Source organism: Paenibacillus sp. PvR133, assembly GCF_017833155.1.
GTDB lineage: Bacteria > Bacillota > Bacilli > Paenibacillales > Paenibacillaceae > Paenibacillus > Paenibacillus polymyxa_B.
The window spans coordinates 4,869,396-4,894,535 of record NZ_JAFIBS010000001.1; the positions used below are offsets into that span (position 1 = coordinate 4,869,396).

The following is a 25,140-nucleotide window of genomic DNA, read 5'->3' on the forward strand; positions in this document are numbered from 1 at the left end:
CGTAAACTGTAACGTTCCAAAAAATACATTTGTATTAAGAACACTTGTTCTGTATATAATACTACTATAAGAGTATACATTCAAGAATATTTTGGAAGGATGATCCACACATATCAGGAGAGGAGGTCGGATTTTTGAAGGAACGCAGAAATAGAACCATATTCTTATCGGACTGCCAAAGTTTTTATACCAGCATCGAAAAAGCAGATGATCCCAAATACCAACATAAGCCACTCGTTGTGGCCGGTGACCCTGCACTTCGTTCAGGCATTATTTTAGCTGCGTGTCCGCTGGCCAAAAAATACGGTATATCTACAGCAGAACGTCTGGGAGAAGCGGTGAAAAAATGTCCTGACCTTATCATTGTACGCCCACGTATGCAGCATTATATCGATGTCTCATTAAAAATAACAGAAATCTATAATGAATATACGGATTTGGTTGAGGTTTTCAGCATTGATGAACAGTTTCTGGATATGAGCGGAAGCCTCTCCCTGTTCGGGGATCCGGTGAGTATTGCAAGTGAAATTCAGCAAAAGGTACTGGCACAAACAGGAGTATGGATTCGAATTGGCATCGGCTCCAACAAAATGCTAGCTAAAACCGCAACAGATATATGGGCTAAAAAAAATGACAGTGGCATTTTCTTGTTGCCTACATCCGATATTGCAGCGTTGCTGTGGCCTCAGCCAGTACGGCTTATGTTCGGCATCGGTTCGCGCATGGAACGGCATTTGGAGAAGCTTGGACTACACACCATTGGAGATATCGCACGTACTCCCTTACCCCGGCTACAGGATAGATTCCGGTCTCATTTCGGCAAGCAGTCCGATATTCAGGCAGAGGTGATATGGCGAACTGCTAACGGGATCGATCACAGCCCGGTCAAGCCGGAAACATTTAATACACCTCCCAAATCCATCGGTCATATGATGACTCTTCCCCGCGACTATCTCCAGCCTGCGGAAGTGGAAACCATCCTGCTTGAACTAACAGAGGAGGTGTGTCGGGACGCCCGCCGCAAAGGATATATGGGCTCGGTTGTGACTGTTCATTGTATATGCAGTCCCTACGAGGCACCAATCGGATTCTCCCGACAAATGAAGATACCCGATCCTACAAACCATACCCAAAAGGTATATGAAACCGTTAAAAAAATCTTTTATACTTTTTGGAATCATATGCCCGTGAAGCGCGCAGGGGTTACTTTAAGCGGATTGGTGGATGATCAACTGTATCAGCTGGATTTTTTTGAGGATCAGGAGCGATCCCGTGCTTTGGAAAAGGTGACGGACACTTTAAAGGATCGGTACGGTCAGTCCATCATCATGCGCGCATCGTCGTTAACAGATGCCGGACAGGCCATGGAACGGTCTATCAAAATTGGCGGTCATTACAAATAAAAGTCTCATGATAAGCACACACTAGCTATTGCCCGGGGAATGAACTAATACAAACCAAAAAGGATCGCCTGATATCAGGCAATCCTTTTTTCATCTGTGCTTCACAAAAAAACATGGAGAGCGCTTTGAAGCACCTCTTCAAATAGCAATCAACGGAACATTCCCCACAGCTTGATTAGATGGAATGTATTGGACGGATCAATTTTTTGTGCCAATACGAAGGCGGTCAATTGCTCCTCCTGCGCAGCCGTCAAACGCTCGTTTAAAATAGCAGAAGTGGACTTCACAAGATGACGCACCTTAGCTTTATTTTGCAGGTCCGCTTTAGTCACACCTTCAATCTGCTGCTTAACCCGCTCCTTGAGCGCACGATTCTTCATTTTCAACTTAATCCGCTCCACCAGTTGCGGACTGATTCCATATTGCTGATAGCTCAATGTTGCCACACCTCCCATATCATTCGGTCATTCCCAAATATATGACGGCCAGCCTGTCCATTGTGCCTATCTGTTTAAAACGTTTAGAACAACCTCATGATTCATGGTGGATTAGTCGATGAGGTCCCCCTGGAAAATCTGTTCTTTTTGCAAATAACCGCGCAGTCCTTCATACTGCGGAGATGTCCAAAAGGACGAATCCTTAATCAGATCGGTTGCATCCTCCCGCGCCTTTTCCAGCACCTCAAAATCCGCTACCATATCTGCTAAACGAAACTCGGGTAGCCCACTCTGCTTGGTGCCAAAAAAGTCACCCGGCCCTCTCAAATCCAGATCGCGTCTAGCCACCTCAAAACCATCGTCCGTATCGGTCATAACCTTCATCCGCTCCTGACCAACCTCCGACTTAGGATCAGCGATCAGTACACAATACGAGGCATGTGCTCCCCGTCCGACTCGTCCACGTAATTGATGTAACTGGGATAATCCAAAACGATCCGCATCCATAATGATCATTAGCGTCGCATTTGGGACGTCTACCCCCACCTCCACAACCGTCGTTGAAACGAGCAACTGAACCTCATTCGCATAGAAAGAACGCATAACTTCTTCCTTTTCTGCGGGAGTCATTCGTCCATGTAATAGCCCAACGCGGTAATGTGGAAAAGCCTGTTGCATTTGAATATGCAAATCGATGGCATTCTGTACGTCCAGCTTCTCCGACTCTTCAATCAACGGGCAAATCAGATAAGCCTGCCGTCCCTGGTCTACCTCGCGGGAAATAAAACCAAGTACCCGATCCATCAGTTCGTGCTTCACCCAATAGGTGGAAATTGGAATACGCCCCTTCGGCCGCTCTGACAACGTAGAAACATCCATATCGCCAAACGCAGTGATGGCCAGCGTACGGGGGATCGGTGTGGCCGTCATCGTCAGCACATCGGGATTATAACCTTTGCGGCGCAGTACACTACGCTGATTCACTCCGAATCTATGCTGCTCATCCGTTACAACAAGCCCAAGCTGGTGAAAATATACATCCTCCTGAATGAGAGCATGGGTGCCTACTACAATGTCCAGCAGACCCATTTGGAGAGCAGCTAGCAGCTCCTTACGCTTCTTCCCGGTTGTACTCCCAGTCAGTAGGCCCACACTGATTCCAAAGGGCTCAAACAGCTTGTGAAGCGATCGCATGTGCTGCTCGGCCAATATTTCGGTTGGCACCATCAGCGCTCCCTGAAAACCGGAACGTACTGTGGCAAATAAACCGATGGCAGCAACAACTGTTTTACCTGACCCAACATCTCCCTGAAGCAGACGGTTCATACAATAAGGTGAGCGTAGATCGTGCAGTATTTCAAGCTCTACCTTCTTCTGTGCATCCGTTAATTCAAAAGGCAAAGCCCTTACAAATTCACGAATCGTGGCGTTATCCACGGTATGTACCACCCCGTCCGCTCGACCACGATTTAGCGCCCGGAATGCCTGCATTTTCAGCTGAAATAAAAATAGCTCCTCATACACCATCCGCCGACGAGCCTCTTGCCCCTCGCGGTTGTCCTGAGGCTGGTGTATACCTGCAATAGCCTGCTTGCGCGGCATCATACTATATTTACGCACAAGCAACTCAGGCAATATTTCGGGGATCATTTCACCAAACTGCTGGAGTGTCTGGCTCATTGTTTTTCGCATCCAGCTTTGCGTAATCTTGCCGCCTATAGAGTACACCGGTTGAAGTGTCCCCGAGCGGGCTACTCCTTTATCAGGAAACTCAGAATCTGCAACAGTCATCTGCATCCGTTTGAGATCCCATTTACCAGTCACCACAATTTCACGACCTGAGGTTAGCTGCTCCTTCATGAAATGCCGATTAAACCACGTCGCGGTAAACATCCAATCCTCGGCCATCAATTTACAAGTCAACCTTGATTTGCGCCCGTAACGCTGAAGCACCGGAATGCCCATAATTTTGGCCTGTACTGTAATCTTATCTCCATCCTTCACTTCGCTTAGCGAGCGCAGTCGGTAATCTTCATACCGAAACGGATAATATTCCAGCATGTCCTGTACGTTAGAAATGCCAAAAGCGTGAAGCTCTCCCTCTTTGAGAGCACTCACGCCATGTATTTGTTTTAAAGGTATTTGATCCAATTGCAGCATATTACCTCTCATCTCCGGCCGGCCATACAAAAATGCCAATCGTTCCTGGCCCTACATGGGTCCCAATCACAGCGCCAAGTTCAGTATATATTCGATCTCCCAGCTCAAAATGCTCTGCCAGCTGAGCCACGAACGCTTCTGCCGCTGAGCGATCTGCCGTATGACCCACAGCAATATTAATTTTTTGGCCTTTTAAATCCCGCTCCAGTAGTTCAATTATACGTGCTGTCGCTTTTTTATGCCCTCTCGCCTTATCAACCGAATAAATAGTGCCTTCTTTGTCAATCGAAAGAATCGGCTTAATGTTAAGTAACGTACCAACCATTGCCGCTGCCTTGCCAATACGTCCGCCTTTTTGTAAGTATTCCAGGGTATCCACCAGGAAATACAAACGACGGCGCTCCCCACGACGTTCCACAGCCCGAACGATATCAGCCGGGGAGTGCCCGGCAGCCGCCAGCTCTGCCGCATAAACCACTAGCATGCCGTATCCGTATGAAGCTGATTTGGAATCCACCACAGTCACTCTATGTTCATGCTTCTCCAGCATGGATTTGCCCAGCAGAGCAGACTGATACGTTCCGCTCACACCCGAGGATAAATGGATAGAGATAACCTGGCTCTCGGGGTACTGCTCCAACAGCGTCGTGTATGTCTCCAAAAAACGGGCTGGTGAAGGCTGTGATGTCGTAGGTAGCTCATCAGCCCGTACTAGTTCGCTGTAAAACTGCGATGCTGACATCTCAATGCCGTCCAGGTAAGCTGTGCTGCCGAACATCACTGTCAATGGTACAACAACTATACCGAGACGGTCTGCTAATTCCGGTGGAATATCAGCCGTGCTATCCGTCAAAATGATGGGACTGCTCATCAGTCAGACCTCCTTTTGTTGTGGACTTCCATGGGCGTGCTAAAGCACATCAGGTTTCCACTGAGAACAAATAAGGATAAATCGGCTGACCACCTTCATGAACTTCCACTTCAGCATCCGCATAATTTTCTTCAAGCCATGCAACAAGCTGATCTGTGTCTTCTTGATTCGCGTCTGAACCTGTGAGAATCGTAACAATTTCATCGCCATTCACCAGCATTTTCGCTAGCAAAAGACGGGACGTTGCCATTAAGTGTTCCTCGGTCGCTACAATCTTGGAATCCTGAATACCGATGTAGTGCCCGGCTGTAATATGCAGGTCATCCAGTGTCGTATTCCGTACCGCGTAGGTCACTTGCCCAGACTTCACCCGGGTGACTGCGTCACGCATATTGTCCTGATTTACCTCAAAAGCCTCTTCCTCCTGGAAGGCAAATGCTGCCGCAATCCCCTGAGGAATTGTTTTGCTCGGAATAACCGACACCATACGTTCCATCTCTAGCAGTTCACGTGCTTGTTCTGCCGCCAAAATAATATTGGAATTATTCGGAAGAATAAAAATATGTTGAGCCGCAATCGAGCGCGCCGCATTAACGAAGTCCTCTGTGCTCGGATTCATTGTCTGGCCGCCAGAAAGGACAACATCGACGCCTAAACTTCTGAAAATATCAGCAATTCCTTCACCGGAAGCCACAGCTATAAAACCAAAGGATGCCAGTTCATGAGCGGGGGGCTCAGACGGCTCTTCCTCACGTGCAGGCTCTGTTGGTATTTCAGCAAACCACTCAGGCTCAGGAGCAACATCCATACCCGCAGACAACAAATCACGATGCTGCTCACGCATATTTAAAATACGAATCTGTGTAATTTCTCCGTAGCGCAGTGCCAAATTCAGCACTTCACCAGGAGCCTTAGAATGCACGTGAACCTTGATGACATCATCGTCTGAAATTACGATAATAGAATCACCATCTACTGCTAACGCTTTCCGGAAGGCTTCCTCATCAAAATCGGTACCTTGCGCTTCGCCCAATTGTCGATTAATAAAAAACTCCATATCATACAAAAATTCAATATTATCCGTTTCGAGCTTCGCTTGCGCAGAAATCGGCGCATCTGGGGAAGGAACAACTGCAGTAGCAGTAGGTCTCTCCGATACGTGAGGAGCAAAAACCGTGCGTACATTATCACTTTTTGCAGTTGAAGACGTCACCAAGCCGCTTCCAAGATGCTGCATAAAACCTTCATAAATGTACACAAGACCTTGCCCACCCGAATCTACAACTCCTACTTGCTTCAATACAGGGAGCATGTCCTGCGTCATGGCAAGCGTTTCCTTCGCTTTGGCAAGCACTTCTTCCATCAGTTCCGTGATGTCGTTCGTCCGGCGCGAGAAAAACACAGCATGCCTGGCCGCTTCCTTCGCCACGGTAAGAATTGTACCCTCCACCGGCTTAACAACCGCCTTGTAGGCCGCATCCACCCCGCTCTGCAATGCCGATGCGAACTGAAGGGTATTCAATTCCTCGTATGGGGCAGCGTAACGGCTGAAGCCACGAAACAACTGAGACAGGATAACCCCTGAATTGCCGCGGGCTCCCATCAGCAAACCTTTGGATAATATGCCGGACATGACACCGATGGAGGAAGAGTCCCCCCTCTTTAATTCCGTTACGCCCGCGCTCATCGTCAAATTCATGTTGGTTCCCGTATCACCGTCTGGCACTGGGAATACATTTAGTGAATTGACATGTTCCGCATGCTGCTGTAATTGTTCCGCCCCGGCTAAAACCATTGCGGTAAAATCTGTTCCATTCAAAGAACGATTACTCAAGAGAATTCCCCTTCCTAGCTTAATACACTTGTTTTACTATCAACCTTCACAACACCTTATTCAACTGTGCGTACAGGTTCAATTGAATTATACTAAAGCCAGACGACGAATACGAATATCACACTTTCGTAAGCTTTTGTACTCACGTCTGGTCGTTCTTCTACAGGTCATATAAAATGAAAAACCAGTCAACTGCCTAACAATAAATCATCGGCTGGAATGATGACTATAGTCCCGCCTCTGAACTGCCGGCATGACTGGAATAAGAATTCACATTCCATTTTAATACAAAATAATCGCAGCAATAACTATCCCATATTGTACTATAATGCGAAAGAGAAATAAATAAAGTTTTTGAATCAGTTGACGGAGCTTTTTTGACTATGATATTATATTTAAGTATTGTTTTGTTCAGGTTAGTGACTTACAAAGTCCGGCTGACCCAGTCGGCCTGAAGAGAGACCCGTTCCATATGGAATTTGGTTATTTTCAGAATAGGAGGTGGAATCATGTCTCGTAAATGTTCTGTAACAGGCAAAAAGCCTGGCAGCGGTAACCACGTATCTCACGCTAACAACCGTAATCGCCGTACTTGGGGCGTCAACGTACAAAAAGTTCGCATTCTCGTTAACGGTAAACCGAAACGCGTTTATGTCAGCACTCGTGCATTGAAAGCCGGTAAAGTGACTCGCGTGTAGTCGTAAAAAAATATCGTTATAAGCAAAAGGCACCTCGTTTTAAACGGGTGCTTTTTTGGTTATTCGAAAAGTAATATCCATCTGGTTCAGGAGAACAAAATGTCAGGCACCTTCCCGTGCGTTCCTATCTTTTACTGCCGAGCCACCTATCTGTTGTGCCCGGGAAGCGTGCCCTGTGTACCTCCAGCTTTCATCCTACATCCTGTGTTTACATTACGTTGAATTCAGTTTTTCTGGAATGTATTCAAAATGGCTTTAACGAATCCACCCAGAAATTTTGGCAGCTTGATTGTGTAAAACTTCATGCCTCACCCTCCCCATCATCCTCCTGCATCCGTTCTCTGTAGTTTATGCAACCTGTCAAGGGTTGTTGCCCCACAAAAAAAAAGGCTACATGAGAATCCCGCTCATGTAACCATATTTATGCACAACCATCCCAGGCTATACCATCAGACAAGTCCGCGAACATAGAGATATGCTGAGAGTATGAAAATAAACAGGATATAATAAAGTACGCTGCACACCACAAAACCTATTCGTAAACCCCGCCGTTCATTTTTTCGAAAATAAAACAGTACAATTAAAACAGCCAAAAGTGAAAGAACAGCATTCCAAGGAGCCTTCACTAGCGAGAAACAGCTAAGGGTCAACCCCGTCGCCATGCTCGCTACAGTCATCCACAATGCTTCAGTCAGCTTCACTTGGACAAACGAGCTGCAGTGTCCCGAATCGCAGCAATAGCCGCTGCGCGGTCTGCTCTGCCAAATACCGCACTACCAGCCACCAACACGTCAGCCCCCGCTTCAAATACGGCTGGTGCCGTCTCTTCCGCAATACCTCCGTCTACCTCGATATGTACGTCTGGACGACCCAATTCGTTCAGCCAAGCACGGATTTGTCTGATTTTATTTAACGTCTCTGGAATGAAGGACTGACCTCCAAAGCCAGGATTGACCGTCATCACCAGAATCATATCCACATTTGGCAGCACTTCCTTGATCGCGTATGGTGAAGTACCCGGATTGAGAGCCACTCCAGCCAGAGCGCCTTGCTGCTTGATCAAGTGAAGGACACCATGCAAATGAACACAGGCCTCAGCATGAACAGTGATGATGTTGGCTCCTGCTTTTACGAAATCGCCAATATAGCGTTCAGGATGCTCAATCATCAGATGAACATCTAAGGGAAGAGTCGTATGCGGACGAATAGCCTGAACGATAGGTGGGCCCAGTGTAATATTGGATACAAAATGTCCATCCATTACATCCACATGAATCCAGTCTGCCCCTCCTGCCTCAGCTTCCGCAACTTCACTGCCCAAGCGAGCAAAATCAGCGGATAAAATCGACGGTGCTATTTTTAACATATACTCAGTACCTCCGCTTTTTTTCTTTTAATTCCTGATAGAACTGCAAATAGCTATCATATCGTCCCTGTGAAATATGGCCTTCTTCCAGGGCCTCTCTTACTTTACAGCTAGGCTCGTGAATATGGGTACACCCCCGAAATTTACATCCTTCCGCATACTGCTGGAATTCACGAAAACAGGGAGATAACTCATCCACACCTAGCTCCAGAAAATCCAGCTGGCTAAACCCCGGTGTATCTGCTACAAACCCTCCGTTGTCTAGAGGAATCAGCTCCACATGACGAGTCGTATGTTTTCCTCGGCCCAGCTTATTGCTTATGGCGCTCGTCTCCAGCGTTAACCCAGGCTCCAGAGCATTAAGCATGGAAGACTTTCCTACACCTGACTGCCCGGAAAACACGCTGATTTGACCAGCCAACAGCTTCTTAAGCTCAGCCGTCCCTTCTCCGGTACGGGCACTGGTTACCAGCACCTCATAACCGATCTTCCGGTACATTTCCTGAACGGCCAGCACGGTGTCATCCTCTGAAGGGCTGCCTTCATACAAATCGCGCTTAGTCAGACAGATAATCGTATCCAGTCCGGCGTGCTCAATATGGACTAAAAATTTGTCCAGTAAAGGCAGGTTTAAATCCGGCTCACGCAAGGAAAACAGTAGCACGGCTAGCGTGGTATTAGCTACTGGAGGACGAATTAGCTCTGTCGTACGCTTTCTAATCTCCTCGACCATACCTTCCCCGTTCTCAGTCAGTTCGTAAACGACCCGATCACCGACAAGAGGCGTAATCTCTTTTTTCTTAAAAATGCCGCGTGCTCTGCATTGTACCGTAGCTTCGCCAGATACCGGACGCCCATCCTGATCCAGGCTGGAGACATAATAATATCCGCTAAGCGCCTTGACGATCAGACCTTCAGGCATGAGTAAGATGTCCTCCTTCATAATGTTCAAGTTTCATTGCGTATAACAGGTTGAGCATCTTCCTATTGCAAGTTTACTGATGCTGAACAGCCTCAATCACTTTTTTCTTCTTTGCGTGGCCTGGGTTATTTTTATGACTAACCGCCACCTCACTGCGCGTACTCCCCGTGGAATTCGTTCCAGGAACAAAGGCGGAAGGGTCACCATTACCTCCTGTGCCCTCCTGATTGTTCGAGTCGCCTCCACTATTGCCAGTATCATTAGAAGATCCCCCGCTATCACCTTCCTCGCCGTCTCCACTTCCATTCTGCGAGGAAGTACCATCAGGTGTATCCGTTGGTGAAGTTCCAGCAGGCGGAGCAATTTGGGGCATCGTCACCGTTCCATTTTTCGCCTCAATATAAGAGACTGGATACGTATCAATAAAGTCACCATCTCTAAATACTGAGACAACACTGTCTTTGTTCGGAGCCATTAGCAGATTGATAGTGAACATCTGTGTCGTATTAATCGTACGGCTTCCCCATTCCTGATTTTCTCCACGCGCATCCGTATAAGTGATACGAATTTTGCTGTTTTTGCCCTCTTCCTTCGGCGCAACAGGCACATTAAATGGTAGTGTAATCGCTTCTGGCGGGTAACCCGTGCTTACATAAAACGTAATTTCCGTATTTGGTGGCAACTCACTGCCTGCCTCTGACGGCCACTGTTTGGTTACTCTTCCTTTTTCCTGCTCATAGCTAAATTCTTCTTTAATCGAGCCAACCTTCAGCCCTGCCTTTTTAACCTCATTTTCTGCTTGGTTCTGCGTCTTCCCTACCAGGCTTGGCATTTTCACAGTATCAGCGCCCTTGCTGACTGTGAGCACAACCTGGACTGAGTCCTTATCAAATGGCTCATTTGCAGCGGGTGTCTGACTAAGGACGGTCCCCGCGGCCTGATCACTGAACTGCTCATTTTGCTGAATCTGCGTCTCCTTAATTTGCTGGGCGGTCAGCAGCTTAACAGCATTCTCGTAGCTTTGGCCTTTGACATCCGGCATCGGGGTGAGCGGCTTGGCAATCCCGACTTTCAGACTAATCTTGGTTCCTTCCTTGACTAAAGAATCTGCAGGATAGCTTTGATAAAATACAACTCCAGGCGCGATTCCCTCTTTGTATTCATGCTGGATTGGCTCCTCAATGAGTAATCCCGCTTTACTGAGATTAACCTTCGCTTGGTCTTCTGTTTGTGTCAATACACCTGGTACTTTTACCTCAGGCACGACAAGTACACTTTGCACATAGTACACCACTCCGCCCATGCACAGAAGTAACACCAACACTAGTGTTACCCACAAGATCGCTTTTTTTCTATTATTTTTGGACGATTGCTTGCTCGGAAGCTGTTCAGACTCACGCGGTTGAGCAGGTACATCATCGCCACTAGAAGACATCCCTAATTGTTGAGGCTTAATAGCCGGAATAACCCGTGTTTGATCCTCATCATCCAAATGTGTAAACTCCAGCTTGGATTCATTACGCCGTCCCGGCAGCAAACAGGTTTCCAGATCTTTTAGCATTTCGTCTGCCGATTGATAACGCTCTTCTGGATTTTTGCGCATGGATTTTAGAATGACATTTTCAACACTTTGCGGAATCAACGGATTAATTTTACGTGGTTCCTCAAATTCCTCTTGCAAATGCTTGAGCGCTACACTAATTGGACTTTCTCCCAGGAAAGGGAGCTGCGCTGTCAGCATTTGATATAAGACAATACCTAAAGAATATAAGTCCGATTTTTCGCCGGTGACGACACCCTTTGCATGCTCAGGTGAAAAATAATGAACAGAACCCACAACAGAACCCGTCTGGGTAATGGTCGTTGACGTAACAGCTCTAGCAATCCCAAAATCAGTTACCTTAACCCGTCCATTACGTCCAATTAATATATTATGAGGCTTAATGTCTCGGTGAATGATCTGATTTTGGTGGGCATGCTCCAGCGCATCACAAATCTGGGAAGCAATCCGTACTGCTTCATCCACTTGCAATGGTGCACGTTCTTTAATAATCTCATTCAAATTTTTACCTTCGATGCACTCCATTACAATATAATGGATTTCATCCTCTTGGCCGACATCATAAATACTGACCACATTCGAATGCGAAAGCGAGGCCGCAGACTGCGCCTCACGCCGAAATCGGCGAATAAATTCCTCATCATGAACAAATTGCTGGCGCAACACTTTAACTGCGACATTGCGATTCAGCAAAATGTCTTGAGCCTTATACACCAGCGCCATACCGCCGCCACCGATACGCTCAATAATTTCGTATCTTCCCCCTAGCAGGTGCCCGATCATGCGTCACACCCCTTTTCACTCAATGAAACCGTGTCGTCGGGCAATTCAAACAAAGCTACAGTAATGTTATCGTCTCCTCCGGCAAGCAACGCCAGATGTAGCAGACGATCCGCGCGCTCCTCCAAAGGATTCTCTGCGGCACCTACTACTTTGCTGATTTGTTCTTCCGTTACCAGATTGCTTAATCCGTCGCTACACAGTAACAGTACATCGCCTTTTTCCAGCGCAATGGAGTCAATATCCACTTTCACCTCGGAATCAGTGCCCAGCGCCCGTGTCAGTACATTGCGACGAGGATGGTTCTCCCGTTCTTCCTTACTGATCTGACCGTTTTTGAACAGCTCATTAACCAAAGTATGGTCTTCTGTAAGCTGACGTACCGCTCCTTTGGAAATGACATAGGCACGACTGTCACCGATATGTCCGATAATTCCGGATGCGTCGTTTAATAAAACCGCAACAACTGTCGTTCCCATATTATGATACTTTTCATCGCGTGCAGCCGTCTGGAAGATGACTTCATTGGCATGCAAAATAGCGTCGCTGAGCGCCGCCGTCAAAGAATGTGCGGATAATCCGCTCTCCAGCGTCGCCAAATCAGCGGCAAGTGTCTCTACCGCAAGGCGGCTGGCCGTATCACCGGCCAAATGCCCCCCCATACCATCGGCAACAATCCCAAGGATATAGCCTTGCTCCAAGTGCCTGATCCAGGCAGAATCCTCATTCACCGAACGTACACGTCCGACATGGCTGACATGAACTGTTTTGATCAAATGGTTTCACCCCAACTCCATATGCTTTGCACGCAACTGACCGCAAGCAGCGGCAATATCGTGACCCTGTTCACGCCGGATCGTCACATTGACGCCTTTTTCGGCAAGAATACGTTGGAAATTAAAAATATCACTGCGTGATGTGCGTACATACTTGCGCTCAGGCACATGATTGACTGGAATCAAATTGACGTGACACAGCATGTCCTTTAACACATCCGCTAGCTCTTCAGCATGTTCTGCCTGATCGTTTACCCCACCAATCAGGGCATATTCAAACGAAATTCTCCGCCCCGTCTTAGCAAGATAGTAACGTAGAGAATCCATAACATCCTTAAAGGGATAACGCCGATTTACAGGCATCAGCTTCGAACGAAGCGCATCATTAGGCGCATGAATGGATATTGCCAGATTAATCTGGGTATCCTCGTCGGCAAATTTATAAATATTCGGTACAATACCGCTGGTCGACACTGTGATATGACGTTGACCAATGTTCAGACCTTTTTCATGAACCATTGTACGTAAAAACGTCATGGTCGCTTCATAGTTTTCAAAAGGCTCGCCCGAGCCCATAATCACGATGCTACTCACTCGTTCATTGGTTTTATCCAAAATTTTCTGAGCCTGCACCACCTGTGCAGTAATTTCACCAGCCGTCAGGTTCCGTTTAAGGCCTCCGAGCGTCGAAGCGCAGAAAGTACAACCAATCCGGCAACCCACTTGAGTCGTTACACAAATGCTGTTTCCGTAATTGTGTCTCATAATGACCGTTTCAATGGCATGATCATCGTGCAAACCGAACAGGAATTTTACTGTACCGTCCTTCGATTCCAACTTTGTAATTTCACTAAGCGTCACAAAACTAAATTGCTCCTCAAGCTTCTCTCTCAGCGCCTTGGACAAATTCGTCATCTCGCTGAAATCATTGACTCGCTTCACATACAGCCAGTCAAAAATTTGTCCTCCACGAAAAGCAGGCTCGCCATTGTTCTTGGCCCAGTCCTGAAGCTCCTCCAGAGTTAAATCATATATAAAAGGTTTCATCAATGTTTGCACCCGTTCCTTCTTCATTAAGTTCTGTTTGATCGCAGATAGTATTTTTCATTCTTCCTATTTTAGCACAAATCCCTGAGGGGGTAAAAATTTTTCGTCTTCATGCAAAAAACCGCCGGAAATGTTCCGGCGGAATGTGGAAATACTGGTGGAAAGCTGCCTGGAATTCTCTTCCGCGCTATTTCACCCGACGCAGGCGCGCGATATAAAATCCGTCGCTGTGGAAATGCTGCGGTAACAGCTGTACCGAGCCTCCCTGTATACTATCCTTTTCGCGGCTCACGTCTGGGAAGGAATGACCCTCTGCCAATTCATACTCTGGATGTTCGCTTAAAAATTGAGTCAATTGTCCTTCATTTTCGTCCGGTTCAATCGTGCATGTGCTGTATACCAGAATACCACCTGGCTTCAACAGTCCCGCCACACTATCCAGCAGCTCATGCTGAAGCTGTGTAATGTCGCGAACATCCTGCGCAGTTTTGCTCCAACGCAGGTCCGGTTTACGACGAATCACTCCAAAGCCAGAGCATGGTGCATCCAGCAAAATACGGTCAAAAGAAGCTGGAGCATATCGTTCCTTCAGTTCTAGCGCATCACCAGTGACTGTTTCCACGGCATCCAGGCCAAGTCGATTAGCCTGTTCACGAATTAATTGATGCTTATGGGCATGCAGATCATTCGCAACTATCCGTCCGTGATCCTTCATCAGCTCAGCCATATGAGCTGTTTTGCCACCTGGAGCGGCACAGCAATCCAGTACCAGCATGCCAGGCTCAGGAGCGACTGCTTCGGCAACGAGCATGGAGCTTTCATCCTGTACGGACAGCAATCCGTCCGTATACCACGAAGTAAGCGCCATATTTCCACCGCTACGAACAACAATCCCATAGGGACTAACTGCCGAAGGAACGGCATCAAGCCCTTTTGAGTTCATCTCGTCCAGCAGCTGATCACGGCTGATCATTGTCGTATTCACCCGTACGCTGACCGCAGGGGGCTCATTATTAGCCTGACAGATAGCCTCAGCAGTATCTGCACCGTACTGCTTAATCCAGCGCTTAACCAGCCACTGTGGATGGGAATGTTCTAATGAAATCCGTTCCTCCGGTGACAAATCGTCAGGAATACGCAGCTTGTCCGGCTCACGCAGCATGCTGCGGAGCACGCCGTTGACCATACCGGAAATCCCCTGATGCCCACGCCGCTTGGCAATGGTCACCGCTTCACTAACGACTGCATGATCCGGAACTCGATCCAGATACACCACCTGATACACACTCATCCGCAGCAACGAACGTACCCAAGCCTGAAGCTTGGCCGTTCCTTTTTGAACAAATTTATTCAAAAAATAATCTAGTGTATTTCGGCGTGCGACTGTACCGTATACAAGTTCCGTCGCCAAACCAGCATCACTTGCAGACAAACCTGCCTGCTGAAGCCGACGATTTAGCTCAAGATTGCTATACGCACCCTCTTGCTCCACACTGGTCAACACATCAAGTGCAACTTCCCGCGCCGTCTGATTGCGAGTCTTGCCGGTTCTGGCACCCACTCCCTTGCCTTGGCCTCCCTGGCGGGAGTGACTCCCGCTCATCCGAGCACCATGCCTGGCTTCATCTGTCCGCCGCGTGCAAAGGTTCCGGCATCCATAACCTTTTTGCCAGCCGGTTGAACCTGAGTCAGCCAGAGAGTTCCTTCGCCTGTCTGCACCTCAATGCCACGAGCGGTCAATTGAAGAACCGTCCCGGGTGCTGGGGCATTTGAGCCACTCACTTCATTATTTATGAAAGGCTGCTCAGCAGCCCATATTTTAAAAACATTTCCCTCCCAAAGCGTAAACGCGCCGGAAAAAGGAACAAGGCCGCGAATCCGGTTGTATATCTGCTGTGCATTGTCACTCCACGAAATACGCTCATCGTCGCGGTTCAGGTTAGGGGCATAGGTAGCCTCGTCCTCATTTTGCGGCGTACGGTCTGATTGGCCTGCCAGCAACTTAGGCAGCTCGTCCTGCAAAAGCTTTGCTCCAGCTACGCTTAACTTCTCAAAAATCGTACCGGAGGTATCCTCCGGCTCTATAGCAACCTCAACTCGCGATATCATATCGCCAGTATCCAGTCCTTCCGCCATATACATCAGCGTCACACCCGTCACGGTCTCACCGTTAATAATCGCACGCTGGATCGGTGCACCTCCCCGATAGCGGGGAAGTAACGAACCATGCACATTCAGACAGCCGAACCGAGGCAAATCTAGTACGGACTTAGGCAAAATTTGCCCATAGGCTGCGGTTACGATCAGATCAGGACGCAGCTCTGCCACCTGAGCCACCGCTTCTGGCTGGCGCAGGCGGGTCGGTTGCAGTACAGGTAATCCGCGTTTTTCTGCCGCTTCCTTGACTGGTGTAGGCGTCAATATTTTTTTTCGTCCCTGTGGCTTATCGGGCTGTGTAATCACACCGACCACGTTATAACCGTTGTCCAGTAACATGTTCAGCGATGGCACTGCAAACTCAGGCGTACCCATAAAGATAATACGAATGTCTTGACTCATCGAACCTCACTCTCCTATCTGACGGTTCGGTCCTGGCTGTTCCAGCGCAACCTCATATACTTTTTCTGCAATATCCGTGAATAAAATTCCATTTAAATGGTCAATTTCATGCTGAAAAGCACGAGAAAGCAACCCTGTCGCTGTAACGGTAATGGCCTTACCCTCGCGGTCCAGTCCCTTGACTGTAACCTTCTCGGCACGACGCACATCCCCGTTCAACCCAGGTATACTCAGGCAGCCTTCAGGACCCAATTCCTCCCCTTCTTCGGCCACGATCTCTGGATTGATCATTTTAATCAATCCATGCTCATCTCCAGCATCTACAACGATGAGACGCTTCAAAATACCTACTTGCGGAGCAGCAAGACCTACTCCCTCCGCTTCATACATCGTATCTGCCATATCGTCGAGCAGCTTTTGCACGTTAGGCGTAATTTTAGTGACTTCCTTTGCTACTTTGTGCAATACGTCATCCGGCTCCAACACTATAATTCTAATTGACATGACAACAGAACACCTTCCTCTTTATGCTTCATTTAGGCTTAACTGTATTCATCACACACGCGACTGCTACATTATCCTATGTACGGACGGCTTGTCCGCATTAATTGTGATAATAACTTTTGTGGCAACACTCTACATAAGCATTTGCGGATCAACATCCAGACTAATCAACAACTTTTGTGCCTGTGCGGATTCGGCCATTTCATCAGCTACTTGCTGAGCCAAACTAATCGCATCGATATTTCCACGCCATTTTATCATACATTGAAATCGGTATCTATTCTTGATTCTCGAAATGGGTGAAGCTACTGGCCCCAAAATGTCGAGTACATCCGATGTAAGACGATCCATATTCCCGAACCATCCCCGTTGTCTGGCCCGTCCCTGTAGTGTTGCTGAATAATTCTCAGCCAGTCGGACCAGCACCGGGAGTTGTTCATGAGAAAAGGTCACCAAAATAAGACGACAATATGGTGGATAGTGCAAATTGCGGCGGTGTTTCAATTCTTCCCTCACAAAAGAAGCATAATCATGGCGACTTGCGTGAATCACCGAATAATGCTCTGGAGTATAGGATTGTACGAATACTTCCCCCGGCAATTGATGTCTCCCAGCCCGTCCAGCTACTTGTGTTAACAGCTGAAATGTCTTTTCCGCAGCCCGAAAATCCGGTAAATTGAGAGCCGAATCCGCAGTAATGACACCAACCAGTGTCACATCGGGAAAGTCCAGGCCTTTGGCAACCATTTGAGTACCGAGCAGCACGTCCGCTTTTTTATCACGAAATTGCTTGAGAAGCTTTTCGTGGGCATTTTTTTCTGTCGTTGTATCAACATCCATTCGAACAACACGTATACCGGGGAATAGCTTCGCCAGCTCTTCTTCCACTCGCTGGGTACCTGTACCGAAATAACGAATATGCTCACTACCGCACTCAGGGCAAGTCTGAGGCACGGGCTCGGAATAACCACAGTAATGGCAACGTAAATTGTTCGACCGCTGATGATACGTAAGCGAAATATCACAATGCGGACAACCCGCGACATAGCCACAGCTACGGCACATGACGAACGTGGAGTGCCCACGCCGATTCAACAGTAGTACCGTCTGCTCCTTACGCTCTAACCGCTCTGCAATTCCATTATGCAACGCACGGCTGAACATAGAGCGGTTGCCAGCACGCAGTTCCTCACGCATATCCATGATATGTACTTCGGGTAACGTGTTCCCCAATGCGCGAGTTGGCATTTCAAGCAGCAACGGCGCAAACTCGTCGTTGCTTTGTGAGCGAGCCGCATAGTAGCTTTCCAGCGACGGTGTTGCCGAGCCGAGAATAACGACAGCCCCATGCTGATGGGCTCTGCGAATGGCAACATCACGCGCATGGTATTTAGGTGTCTCTTCCTGCTTGTAGGACGTTTCGTGCTCCTCATCCATAATAATAAGACCTAACTCACGAAAAGGCGCAAATACTGCCGAGCGAGCACCAATCGCCACTTTCACACGGCCTTCGCGTATTTTGCGCCACTCATCGTACCGTTCCCCCCCGGACAACCTACTGTGCATCACTGCTACCTGATCGCCAAAGCGGCCTTTAAAACGTTCTACCATTTGTGGGGTTAACGATATTTCAGGTACCAGTACAATGGCCTGACGATTCAGCTCAATACAACGCTGAATCGTCTGTAGATAGATTTCCGTCTTACCGCTCCCTGTGACTCCATGCAACAAATAAGCCCCTTGCTCACGCGTGTCCAGCTGGCGAATAATCCGTTCATATACCGACTGCTGCTCTACTGTGAGAGGGAGTGGCTCTGTAGGCTTGAAGTGTCTGCCCCGGTACGGGTCGCGGAACACTTCGACATCCTCCAGCAACACATAGCCCTTATCTTCCAGCGCCTTAACCGTTGCAGCAGACACACTCAGTGAGGTCATGACTTCCTTCAGCGACAGAGGCAGAAACTCGCTACGTTCCAGCAAAAAAGCAAGTACCTCCCGCTGACGCTGCGCTTTGGTAGAAAATTGCTCCAGCGCCGTTGATGCCTCGTCTATGCCGATAGCCAGATCAACGGATTTCATGGTCTTTTTGCCAAGTTTGTCTTTAATAACTTGACTTTCCTGAAGCACACCCCGGCGTAACAGTGATTTAATAACCTCTGCTTCCTCAGGGAAACGTCGACTGAGTTGCTGCAATGGGACTTGCTCCTTCTCTTGAATGAAGCTAACAATCCGACGCTCCGTCGGATCACTCATACCATCGTCGGTCAGAAGTGCCCATTCGAGTTCATCGCCCTGATTCGGTTGTATAGTACGCTGTGGATGCGTTAACTCATGCTGTTCGGCAATTGAGATATAACGTTCTGCCTTGCCCTTGAGCGCGGTAGGAATCATCACTTGCAGTGCCATAATTTGATTACAAGCATAACGTTCGCTCATCCATTTGCCCAGTTCGACTAGGTCACCAGATAAGGGTGGTACCAAATCCAGCAACTCCTGGATCGCTCTCATCCTGTATTTCGGTGGATCATCAGCTGGGACTACCGAGATGACAAAAGCCTGCACCGTCCGTTTGCCAAATGGTACAGCTACCCGGCTACCCGGCTCAATCCAAGGTCTCATTGAGTCTGGTATCAGATAATCGAAGGTGCGGTCCGTATCCTTGGCAGGTACATCGACAATGACCTTGGCAACTAAATTGCCCGTCTCCATTAATGCAGCACCCCACCCATGCGTCCCGCGGCTATAGTAAGCAACTTACGCGCAACTTCTTCCTTTGACTGTACAGGAATACGCTCTACGATCCCGCTTCGGTCATAAATTTGAACAGCATTCGTATCGACGCCAAAACCAGCACCATTCAAAGTTACATCGTTTGCCGCGATCAAATCACAATTTTTACGTTCTAATTTATCTATCGCATACGTCTCCAAATGTTCGGTTTCAGCTGCAAAGCCAATTAAAAATTGATGTTTCTTACTCTGTCCGAGTGATTCTAGAATATCGACGTTCTTCACTAGCTCTAGCGTAAATACACTATCTTTTTTCTTGATCTTGGTCTGTGCAATCTCACGTGGTCGATAATCTGCAACTGCAGCAGCCATAACGACCATATCGCTCGTTTCCCATTGCTTTAATACAGCGGCGTACATGTCTTCAGCTGACTGGACTCTTTCAAGCATAATACCAGCAGGCGGTTCCGCGCTGGTATTGGCAGCAATCAAGTGCACCTCTGCACCCATCTCCTGAGCCACTTTTGCAATGGCAAAGCCCATTTTGCCAGATGAATCATTTGTGATATAACGCACTGGATCAATTCGCTCGATCGTGCCTCCAGCCGTAACAATGACTTTTTTGCCTGAAAGCACCGATTCATTCTCATTCACAAGTGACTCAGGCACTTGAGCCTCCATAGATTCGCCACCAAACCATCGTGGTTCAGACTTGATGTTGGTTTTTTGTTCCTGAGCTTGCTGATCAAAAAAGCGCTCTATGGTTTGCACAATTGTGTCCGGCTCTTCCAAACGTCCTTTGCCAACGTAACCGCAAGCCAGTAATCCTTCACCAGGCTCAATCATCTTCACGCCACGTGATACAAGCGTCTCCATATTTTGCATGACTGCCGGATGAGTGTACATATGTACGTTCATCGCAGGGGCCACCATAATAGGCGCTGTTGTAGCCAGCAGCGTTGTAGACAGCATATCATCAGCAAGACCATGCGCCATTTTGCCGATAATATTCGCAGTTGCAGGAGCAACAAGCACCAAATCAGCCGCATCCGCCAGATGAATATGGGATACGACTGACGGCTCTCTTTCATCAAATGTGTCACTGTACACCGGATTACGAGAGAGCGACTGCAACGTAAGTTCGGTAATAAACTCCTTGGCAGAGGCTGTCATAATCACATGAACATCGGCTCCCTTTTGCGTCAACCTACTGCATAGCGCAGCCCCTTTGTAAGCAGCAATTCCGCCAGTTATACCAAGAATAATAACTTTTCCCTTCAACATCGTTAACTCCCCCTGACCTAAAAAAATAACAACCTTGCGGTTGTCAAAGGAATTGGCATTGCGCCCGGTTATAATAGTTGTGTATAATTCTTACTCGTCTTCGCCGCTTTCAAGACGCAGATGATCCGCGTAAATCTCTTCCAACGCCACTCCAACCTGTTTGTGGGATTTAGGATTCTTGAGAGTCGTCTTTTCACCCTCGCGCAACTGTCTGGCACGACGTGAAGCCGCTACAACCAACGAATACTTACTATCTGCCTTTTTCATCATTTCATCAATGGAAGGATACAGCACGAATAGACACCTCTTCATGTAGTTTTGGGACTGTATAAGCTGAACTCCAGTGTACACCTTCAAGCTCAGCTTATACAGTATTATTTCTCTTTAGGTACGCTTGACATATGTAAAGCCCTCGTTTAAGGATGAACCTTACAATGTTCGGCGATAATAATGGATTCTATTCGTTTACAAGCGAAATCAATCTCATCATTGACGACCGCATAATCATAGTGACGCAACAAATTCATTTCATCCACAGCTACCGACATACGGTGGTCTATGGTCGCTTGAGTTTCTGTGCCCCGTCCCCGGATTCTATCCTTTAATTCGTCTAGCGAAGGCGGAAGCAGAAAGATGAATATGCCTTCTGGAAATTTTTCTTTAACCTTTAGCGCTCCCTGAACTTCAATCTCCAGAAAAATATCTTTTCCCTGCGCAAGCGTCTGATCTACAAAATCACGTGGAGTACCATAATAGTTCCCTACATACTCAGCATACTCCAGCATTTCATCTCGTTCAATCATACCCAAAAATTCTTCACGCGTTTTAAAAAAATAGGTCACTCCATCCTGTTCGCCTGAACGAGGTGTTCGAGTTGTAGCAGAAACGGAGTATGTTATCTCTGGTAGCTTATCACGCAATGCGTTGCCTACCGTCCCTTTACCGACACCCGAAGGTCCGGATATTACAAATAATAATCCCTTAGCCATAGTACACTCCATTTTTATTCGTCATTGTCATCATCTTTAGTGGATAGGCGATGAGCGACCGTCTCCGGCTGCACCGCAGACAGGATTACATGATCACTGTCTGTAATAATAACAGCCCGCGTCCGGCGGCCATAGGTAGCATCAATTAGCATATGACGGTCCCTGGCTTCCTGTATAATCCGCTTGATCGGAGCAGACTCCGGACTGACGATGGAGATAATTCGGTTGGCCGACACGATATTGCCGAAACCAATATTGATCAATTTGATTGCCATATTCAGGTCTTTCCCCCTATACATGTGACTCTTGCAGCCGTGCCGCTACCAGGTAGCTACTCAATATTTGCAGCCTGCTCACGAATTTTCTCGAGCTCTGCTTTCATCTCAACGACCAAATTAACCAATGTGAGATGATTAGCCTTGGAGCCGATCGTGTTGACTTCCCTGTTCATTTCCTGGATTAAAAAATCTAATTTGCGACCGGCCGGCTCGTCTGACAGCAGCAATCCCTTGCACTGTCCAAAGTGACTTTGAAGCCGGGTAAGTTCCTCATCAATATTGCTGCGATCCGCGAATAACGCAATCTCCATTCCGAACTTATGTTCATCAAGCGTAAATGAACCGTCCTGAAGCTCTTTAAGCCTGTGTTTCAGCCTGTTACGGTAGTCGCTCACAACATGAGGAGCCAGCACCGTCATTTCATGATGCAGGGATTCCAGCCGTAAAATACGGGATTCCACATCTTGCGCCAAATGCCCGCCTTCTCGCCTTCTCATCTCCAGTAAACCTTGCAAAGCTTCATTCAAAGCTCGCTGTAGTTGCTCTTCCCAGTCCTCTTCGTCTCCATGGCAAGCCTCTCCAGGCTCACCCAGAACGTCAGGCAAAGCAAGAATATCGCTTATCCCTAACGTTCCTTTCACTCCATAACGATCCGCCAGCTGCTCCGCTGCATGCAGGTAAGCCTGCACCACAGTGTCATTCAACCGCGCGGCGGGCATCTGTTCTTCATCACGTTCTCTGTGGATGAAGACATCGATACGACCGCGTTTAATCTGCTGTTGAACCGTTCTTCTCAAGCCATCTTCGTAACGAGTCCATTCGCGCGGAATTCTCATCATCACTTCGCAATAGCGGTGATTCACCGATTTCAATTCCAAGCGCACTTTATAGCCCTCATAATGAAGGATGGCTTGACCGTATCCGGTCATACTCAATGACATCGGCATCACATCCATTATACTATTGTAATTGATTATTATAGTCGAAACAAGGGGGCCTGTACGCGGCCTGATTTTTGCCATACGTAAGAAGTCAATTCAGCTGTCATTTCATAGAACATAAATGGAGTCATAAAATAGATACCATTAAAATGTTCCATTGCCGTATCGAGTAACTCCTTGGCAATAGACACGCCCATTGCTCGTCCTTCCGGACCCTCTAGACCAGACATACGTGCACGCACCTCATCGGATAACTGAATGCCTGGCACTTCATTGTGCAAGTATTCTGCATTGCGCCCACTAGCCAGCGGCATAATACCGATAAAAATCGGTACTTCCAAATGTCGTGTCGCTTCCGCGATGGCTGCAATGAGCTCGTGGTCGTAAACGGGCTGAGTCATAACATAATCAGCTCCGGAGGCAATTTTCTTCTCTAATCGCTGCACGGCTTTACCCAAATGCTTGACGTTAGGATTAAATGCGGCACCTACCACAAAATTAGCCTTCTGCTTCAGTGGCTTACCGGAAAATGCAACACCATCATTTAATTGCTTGATCATGCGTATGATTTCAAAAGAGGTCATATCATACACCGAACTGGCGCCTGGCAAATCACCGAACCGCGCCGGATCGCCAGTAACCGCCAGTACATGGTCAATACCGAGCGCGTCAAAACCCATCATGTGGGATTGAGTACCAATCAGATTGCGATCACGACATGCTATATGAATTAATGGGCGCAAGCCTGTTTCAATACTGACCAAATGTCCAAGCGCCATGTTGCTCATACGAGTAACTGCAAGCGAGTTGTCAGCCAGTGTAAGTGCGTCGGCCCCGGCTTTCTTCAACGCATGAGCACCTTGCATAAACCTCGTAATGTCCAGATCACGCGGAGGATCCAGTTCTACAATGACCGTATGTCGTTCCTTAACCAGATCCACAATGTTGGGCTCGCTGGTATGTCTGCCATTTCCTCGTTCCCCTTCATCTGCAATCTGCTCTGCCACTTGAAAGGACTCTTTCGACAGAGCTTCTTTTGAAGCCAGCGGAGGCGGTTGCAAACGGTTCAAAGCTTTTGAGATAGCTGCAATATGGTCCGGTGTAGTTCCGCAGCAACCACCGAGCAGCCTCGTCCCCAGGTCTACAAAGGACTTGGCACATTCTCCAAAATATTCAGGTGATGCACCGTATACATAGTGACCGTCCACATAATCTGCTAGTCCCGCATTCGGATATACGGACAGCGGTACAGACAAAGGGCCATCCAGCTGCTCCATTACACTCATAATTCCCTGCGGACCCGAGTGACAGTTAAATCCAAGGATGTCTGCCCCCTCATTACGCAGCACCGAAAAAGCTTCCGCAACTAAAAAACCATCCTGGGTACGACCAACCTGATCAACTGCAAACTGACAAATTACCGGAATGTCACTGTATTTACGTACACTGTGAAGCGCAATGCGTATTTCATCCAGTGAATAAAACGTTTCGCACAGAATGCCGTCGACTCCTTCGGAGAGAAGGGCATCAATTTGCTGCTCATAGTTTCTTGCCAGCTCCAGCTTGGATATGTTAAGCCGTTTGCCCCCACATATGGAACCCACCGCACCTACCACATAATGTTCAGGTCCGGCCGCAGCTCTGGCAATTCTCACACCGGCACGATTGATCTCTTCTACCTTAGATTCCAGTCCAAACCGGGCTAACTTATAATCATTTGCAGAAAATGTATTAGTCTCCAGCAATCGAGCTCCTGCACTTAAATATTGACCATGTACGTCTGATATAACGTCAGGCGAAGTGATGTTCAGTTCTTCGAAAGACGTATTTACTGGAAATCCTAGCTGATATAAAAAAGTCCCCATTGCGCCGTCTCCGACAATAATTTCACGATTCAGCACAGTACGCAAATCCGGTTTCATGTCCTCTGCTCCACCCCGCTCTTTATTTTCATACTAATGTAACATAAAGAGACTATAAACATAAGCCAAAAACAAAAAA

General features: G+C 47.7%; 22 protein-coding genes. 2 read left to right on the forward strand and 20 right to left on the reverse strand.

All coding sequences use genetic code 11. From position 1 onward, the window contains the following. Positions 1-134: 134 nt before the first annotated feature. Positions 135-1,403, forward strand: coding sequence for a DNA polymerase IV (locus JOE49_RS21410; RefSeq protein WP_209942756.1), 1,269 nt, complete (start codon positions 135-137; stop codon positions 1,401-1,403). 149 nt (positions 1,404-1,552) lie between these two features. Here the strand turns inward: JOE49_RS21410 and JOE49_RS21415 are convergent, their stop codons facing one another. The 4 genes from JOE49_RS21415 to JOE49_RS21430 form a co-directional block, all read right to left on the reverse strand. Further along, positions 1,553-1,840, reverse strand: coding sequence for a stage VI sporulation protein F (locus JOE49_RS21415; protein WP_013310877.1), 288 nt, complete (start codon positions 1,838-1,840; stop codon positions 1,553-1,555). Positions 1,841-1,951: 111 nt separating this feature from the next. Then, a complete protein-coding gene (recG, locus tag JOE49_RS21420) occupies positions 1,952-4,000 on the reverse strand; it encodes an ATP-dependent DNA helicase RecG (RefSeq protein ID WP_068941514.1) in 2,049 nt (682 codons plus the stop codon). A 1-nt stretch (position 4,001) separates the two neighbouring features. Then, positions 4,002-4,871 carry a DegV family protein gene (locus tag JOE49_RS21425; protein ID WP_209942758.1) on the reverse strand — a complete coding sequence of 290 codons (870 nt, stop codon included), beginning with the start codon at positions 4,869-4,871 and terminating at the stop codon, positions 4,002-4,004. 49 nt (positions 4,872-4,920) lie between these two features. Continuing rightward, entirely contained in the window at positions 4,921-6,705 is a 1,785-nt protein-coding gene (locus JOE49_RS21430; protein WP_209942760.1) for a DAK2 domain-containing protein, read from the reverse strand. Between the two features lie 509 nt (positions 6,706-7,214). Between JOE49_RS21430 and rpmB the strand changes: the two genes are divergently transcribed. Beyond that, positions 7,215-7,403 carry a 50S ribosomal protein L28 gene (gene rpmB / locus JOE49_RS21435; RefSeq protein ID WP_013310881.1) on the forward strand — a complete coding sequence of 63 codons (189 nt, stop codon included), beginning with the start codon at positions 7,215-7,217 and terminating at the stop codon, positions 7,401-7,403. A 224-nt stretch (positions 7,404-7,627) separates the two neighbouring features. Here rpmB and spoVM read toward each other — a convergent pair whose 3' ends face one another. The 16 genes from spoVM to JOE49_RS21515 all read right to left on the reverse strand — a co-directional run bounded on the left by spoVM (position 7,628) and on the right by JOE49_RS21515 (position 25,061). After that, positions 7,628-7,708, reverse strand: a complete 81-nt coding sequence (gene spoVM, locus JOE49_RS21440; protein WP_010345573.1) for a stage V sporulation protein SpoVM — start codon at positions 7,706-7,708, stop codon at positions 7,628-7,630. A gap of 392 nt (positions 7,709-8,100) precedes the next feature. Further along, complete coding sequence (gene rpe, locus JOE49_RS21445) at positions 8,101-8,769, reverse strand: ribulose-phosphate 3-epimerase (protein ID WP_209942762.1); 669 nt, start codon at positions 8,767-8,769, stop codon at positions 8,101-8,103. A gap of 4 nt (positions 8,770-8,773) precedes the next feature. Further along, positions 8,774-9,691, reverse strand: coding sequence for a ribosome small subunit-dependent GTPase A (rsgA, locus tag JOE49_RS21450; RefSeq protein ID WP_023989300.1), 918 nt, complete (start codon positions 9,689-9,691; stop codon positions 8,774-8,776). A 73-nt stretch (positions 9,692-9,764) separates the two neighbouring features. Next, complete coding sequence (gene pknB, locus JOE49_RS21455) at positions 9,765-12,035, reverse strand: Stk1 family PASTA domain-containing Ser/Thr kinase (RefSeq protein WP_160790450.1); 2,271 nt, start codon at positions 12,033-12,035, stop codon at positions 9,765-9,767. Then, complete coding sequence (locus tag JOE49_RS21460) at positions 12,032-12,808, reverse strand: Stp1/IreP family PP2C-type Ser/Thr phosphatase (protein ID WP_025723490.1); 777 nt, start codon at positions 12,806-12,808, stop codon at positions 12,032-12,034. The genes pknB and JOE49_RS21460 overlap by 4 nt, the downstream gene beginning before the upstream one ends. A 6-nt stretch (positions 12,809-12,814) precedes the next feature. Further along, positions 12,815-13,855 carry a dual-specificity RNA methyltransferase RlmN gene (rlmN, locus tag JOE49_RS21465; RefSeq protein ID WP_013310887.1) on the reverse strand — a complete coding sequence of 347 codons (1,041 nt, stop codon included), beginning with the start codon at positions 13,853-13,855 and terminating at the stop codon, positions 12,815-12,817. A gap of 187 nt (positions 13,856-14,042) precedes the next feature. Then, complete coding sequence (gene rsmB, locus JOE49_RS21470) at positions 14,043-15,458, reverse strand: 16S rRNA (cytosine(967)-C(5))-methyltransferase RsmB (RefSeq protein WP_071558516.1); 1,416 nt, start codon at positions 15,456-15,458, stop codon at positions 14,043-14,045. Then, a complete protein-coding gene (gene fmt / locus JOE49_RS21475) occupies positions 15,455-16,414 on the reverse strand; it encodes a methionyl-tRNA formyltransferase (protein WP_209942764.1) in 960 nt (319 codons plus the stop codon). Before fmt ends, rsmB begins: the two co-directional genes overlap by 4 nt. A 6-nt stretch (positions 16,415-16,420) precedes the next feature. Beyond that, positions 16,421-16,918, reverse strand: coding sequence for a peptide deformylase (gene def, locus JOE49_RS21480; RefSeq protein ID WP_013310890.1), 498 nt, complete (start codon positions 16,916-16,918; stop codon positions 16,421-16,423). 132 nt (positions 16,919-17,050) lie between these two features. Continuing rightward, positions 17,051-19,627, reverse strand: coding sequence for a primosomal protein N' (gene priA, locus JOE49_RS21485; RefSeq protein ID WP_209942766.1), 2,577 nt, complete (start codon positions 19,625-19,627; stop codon positions 17,051-17,053). Continuing rightward, entirely contained in the window at positions 19,627-20,931 is a 1,305-nt protein-coding gene (coaBC, locus tag JOE49_RS21490) for a bifunctional phosphopantothenoylcysteine decarboxylase/phosphopantothenate--cysteine ligase CoaBC (protein WP_209942767.1), read from the reverse strand. The genes priA and coaBC overlap by 1 nt, the downstream gene beginning before the upstream one ends. A gap of 90 nt (positions 20,932-21,021) precedes the next feature. Continuing rightward, positions 21,022-21,225 (reverse strand): DNA-directed RNA polymerase subunit omega, encoded by a 204-nt coding sequence (gene rpoZ, locus JOE49_RS21495; RefSeq protein WP_013310893.1) that lies wholly within the window; start codon positions 21,223-21,225, stop codon positions 21,022-21,024. A 122-nt stretch (positions 21,226-21,347) separates the two neighbouring features. Next, a complete protein-coding gene (gmk, locus tag JOE49_RS21500; RefSeq protein ID WP_013310894.1) occupies positions 21,348-21,920 on the reverse strand; it encodes a guanylate kinase in 573 nt (190 codons plus the stop codon). A gap of 14 nt (positions 21,921-21,934) precedes the next feature. Then, entirely contained in the window at positions 21,935-22,195 is a 261-nt protein-coding gene (gene remA / locus JOE49_RS21505) for an extracellular matrix/biofilm regulator RemA (RefSeq protein WP_005548256.1), read from the reverse strand. 56 nt (positions 22,196-22,251) lie between these two features. Continuing rightward, a complete protein-coding gene (locus JOE49_RS21510) occupies positions 22,252-23,139 on the reverse strand; it encodes a YicC/YloC family endoribonuclease (RefSeq protein ID WP_013310895.1) in 888 nt (295 codons plus the stop codon). Between the two features lie 35 nt (positions 23,140-23,174). Further along, positions 23,175-25,061 carry a bifunctional homocysteine S-methyltransferase/methylenetetrahydrofolate reductase gene (locus JOE49_RS21515; protein ID WP_028540559.1) on the reverse strand — a complete coding sequence of 629 codons (1,887 nt, stop codon included), beginning with the start codon at positions 25,059-25,061 and terminating at the stop codon, positions 23,175-23,177. Positions 25,062-25,140 lie beyond the last annotated feature (79 nt).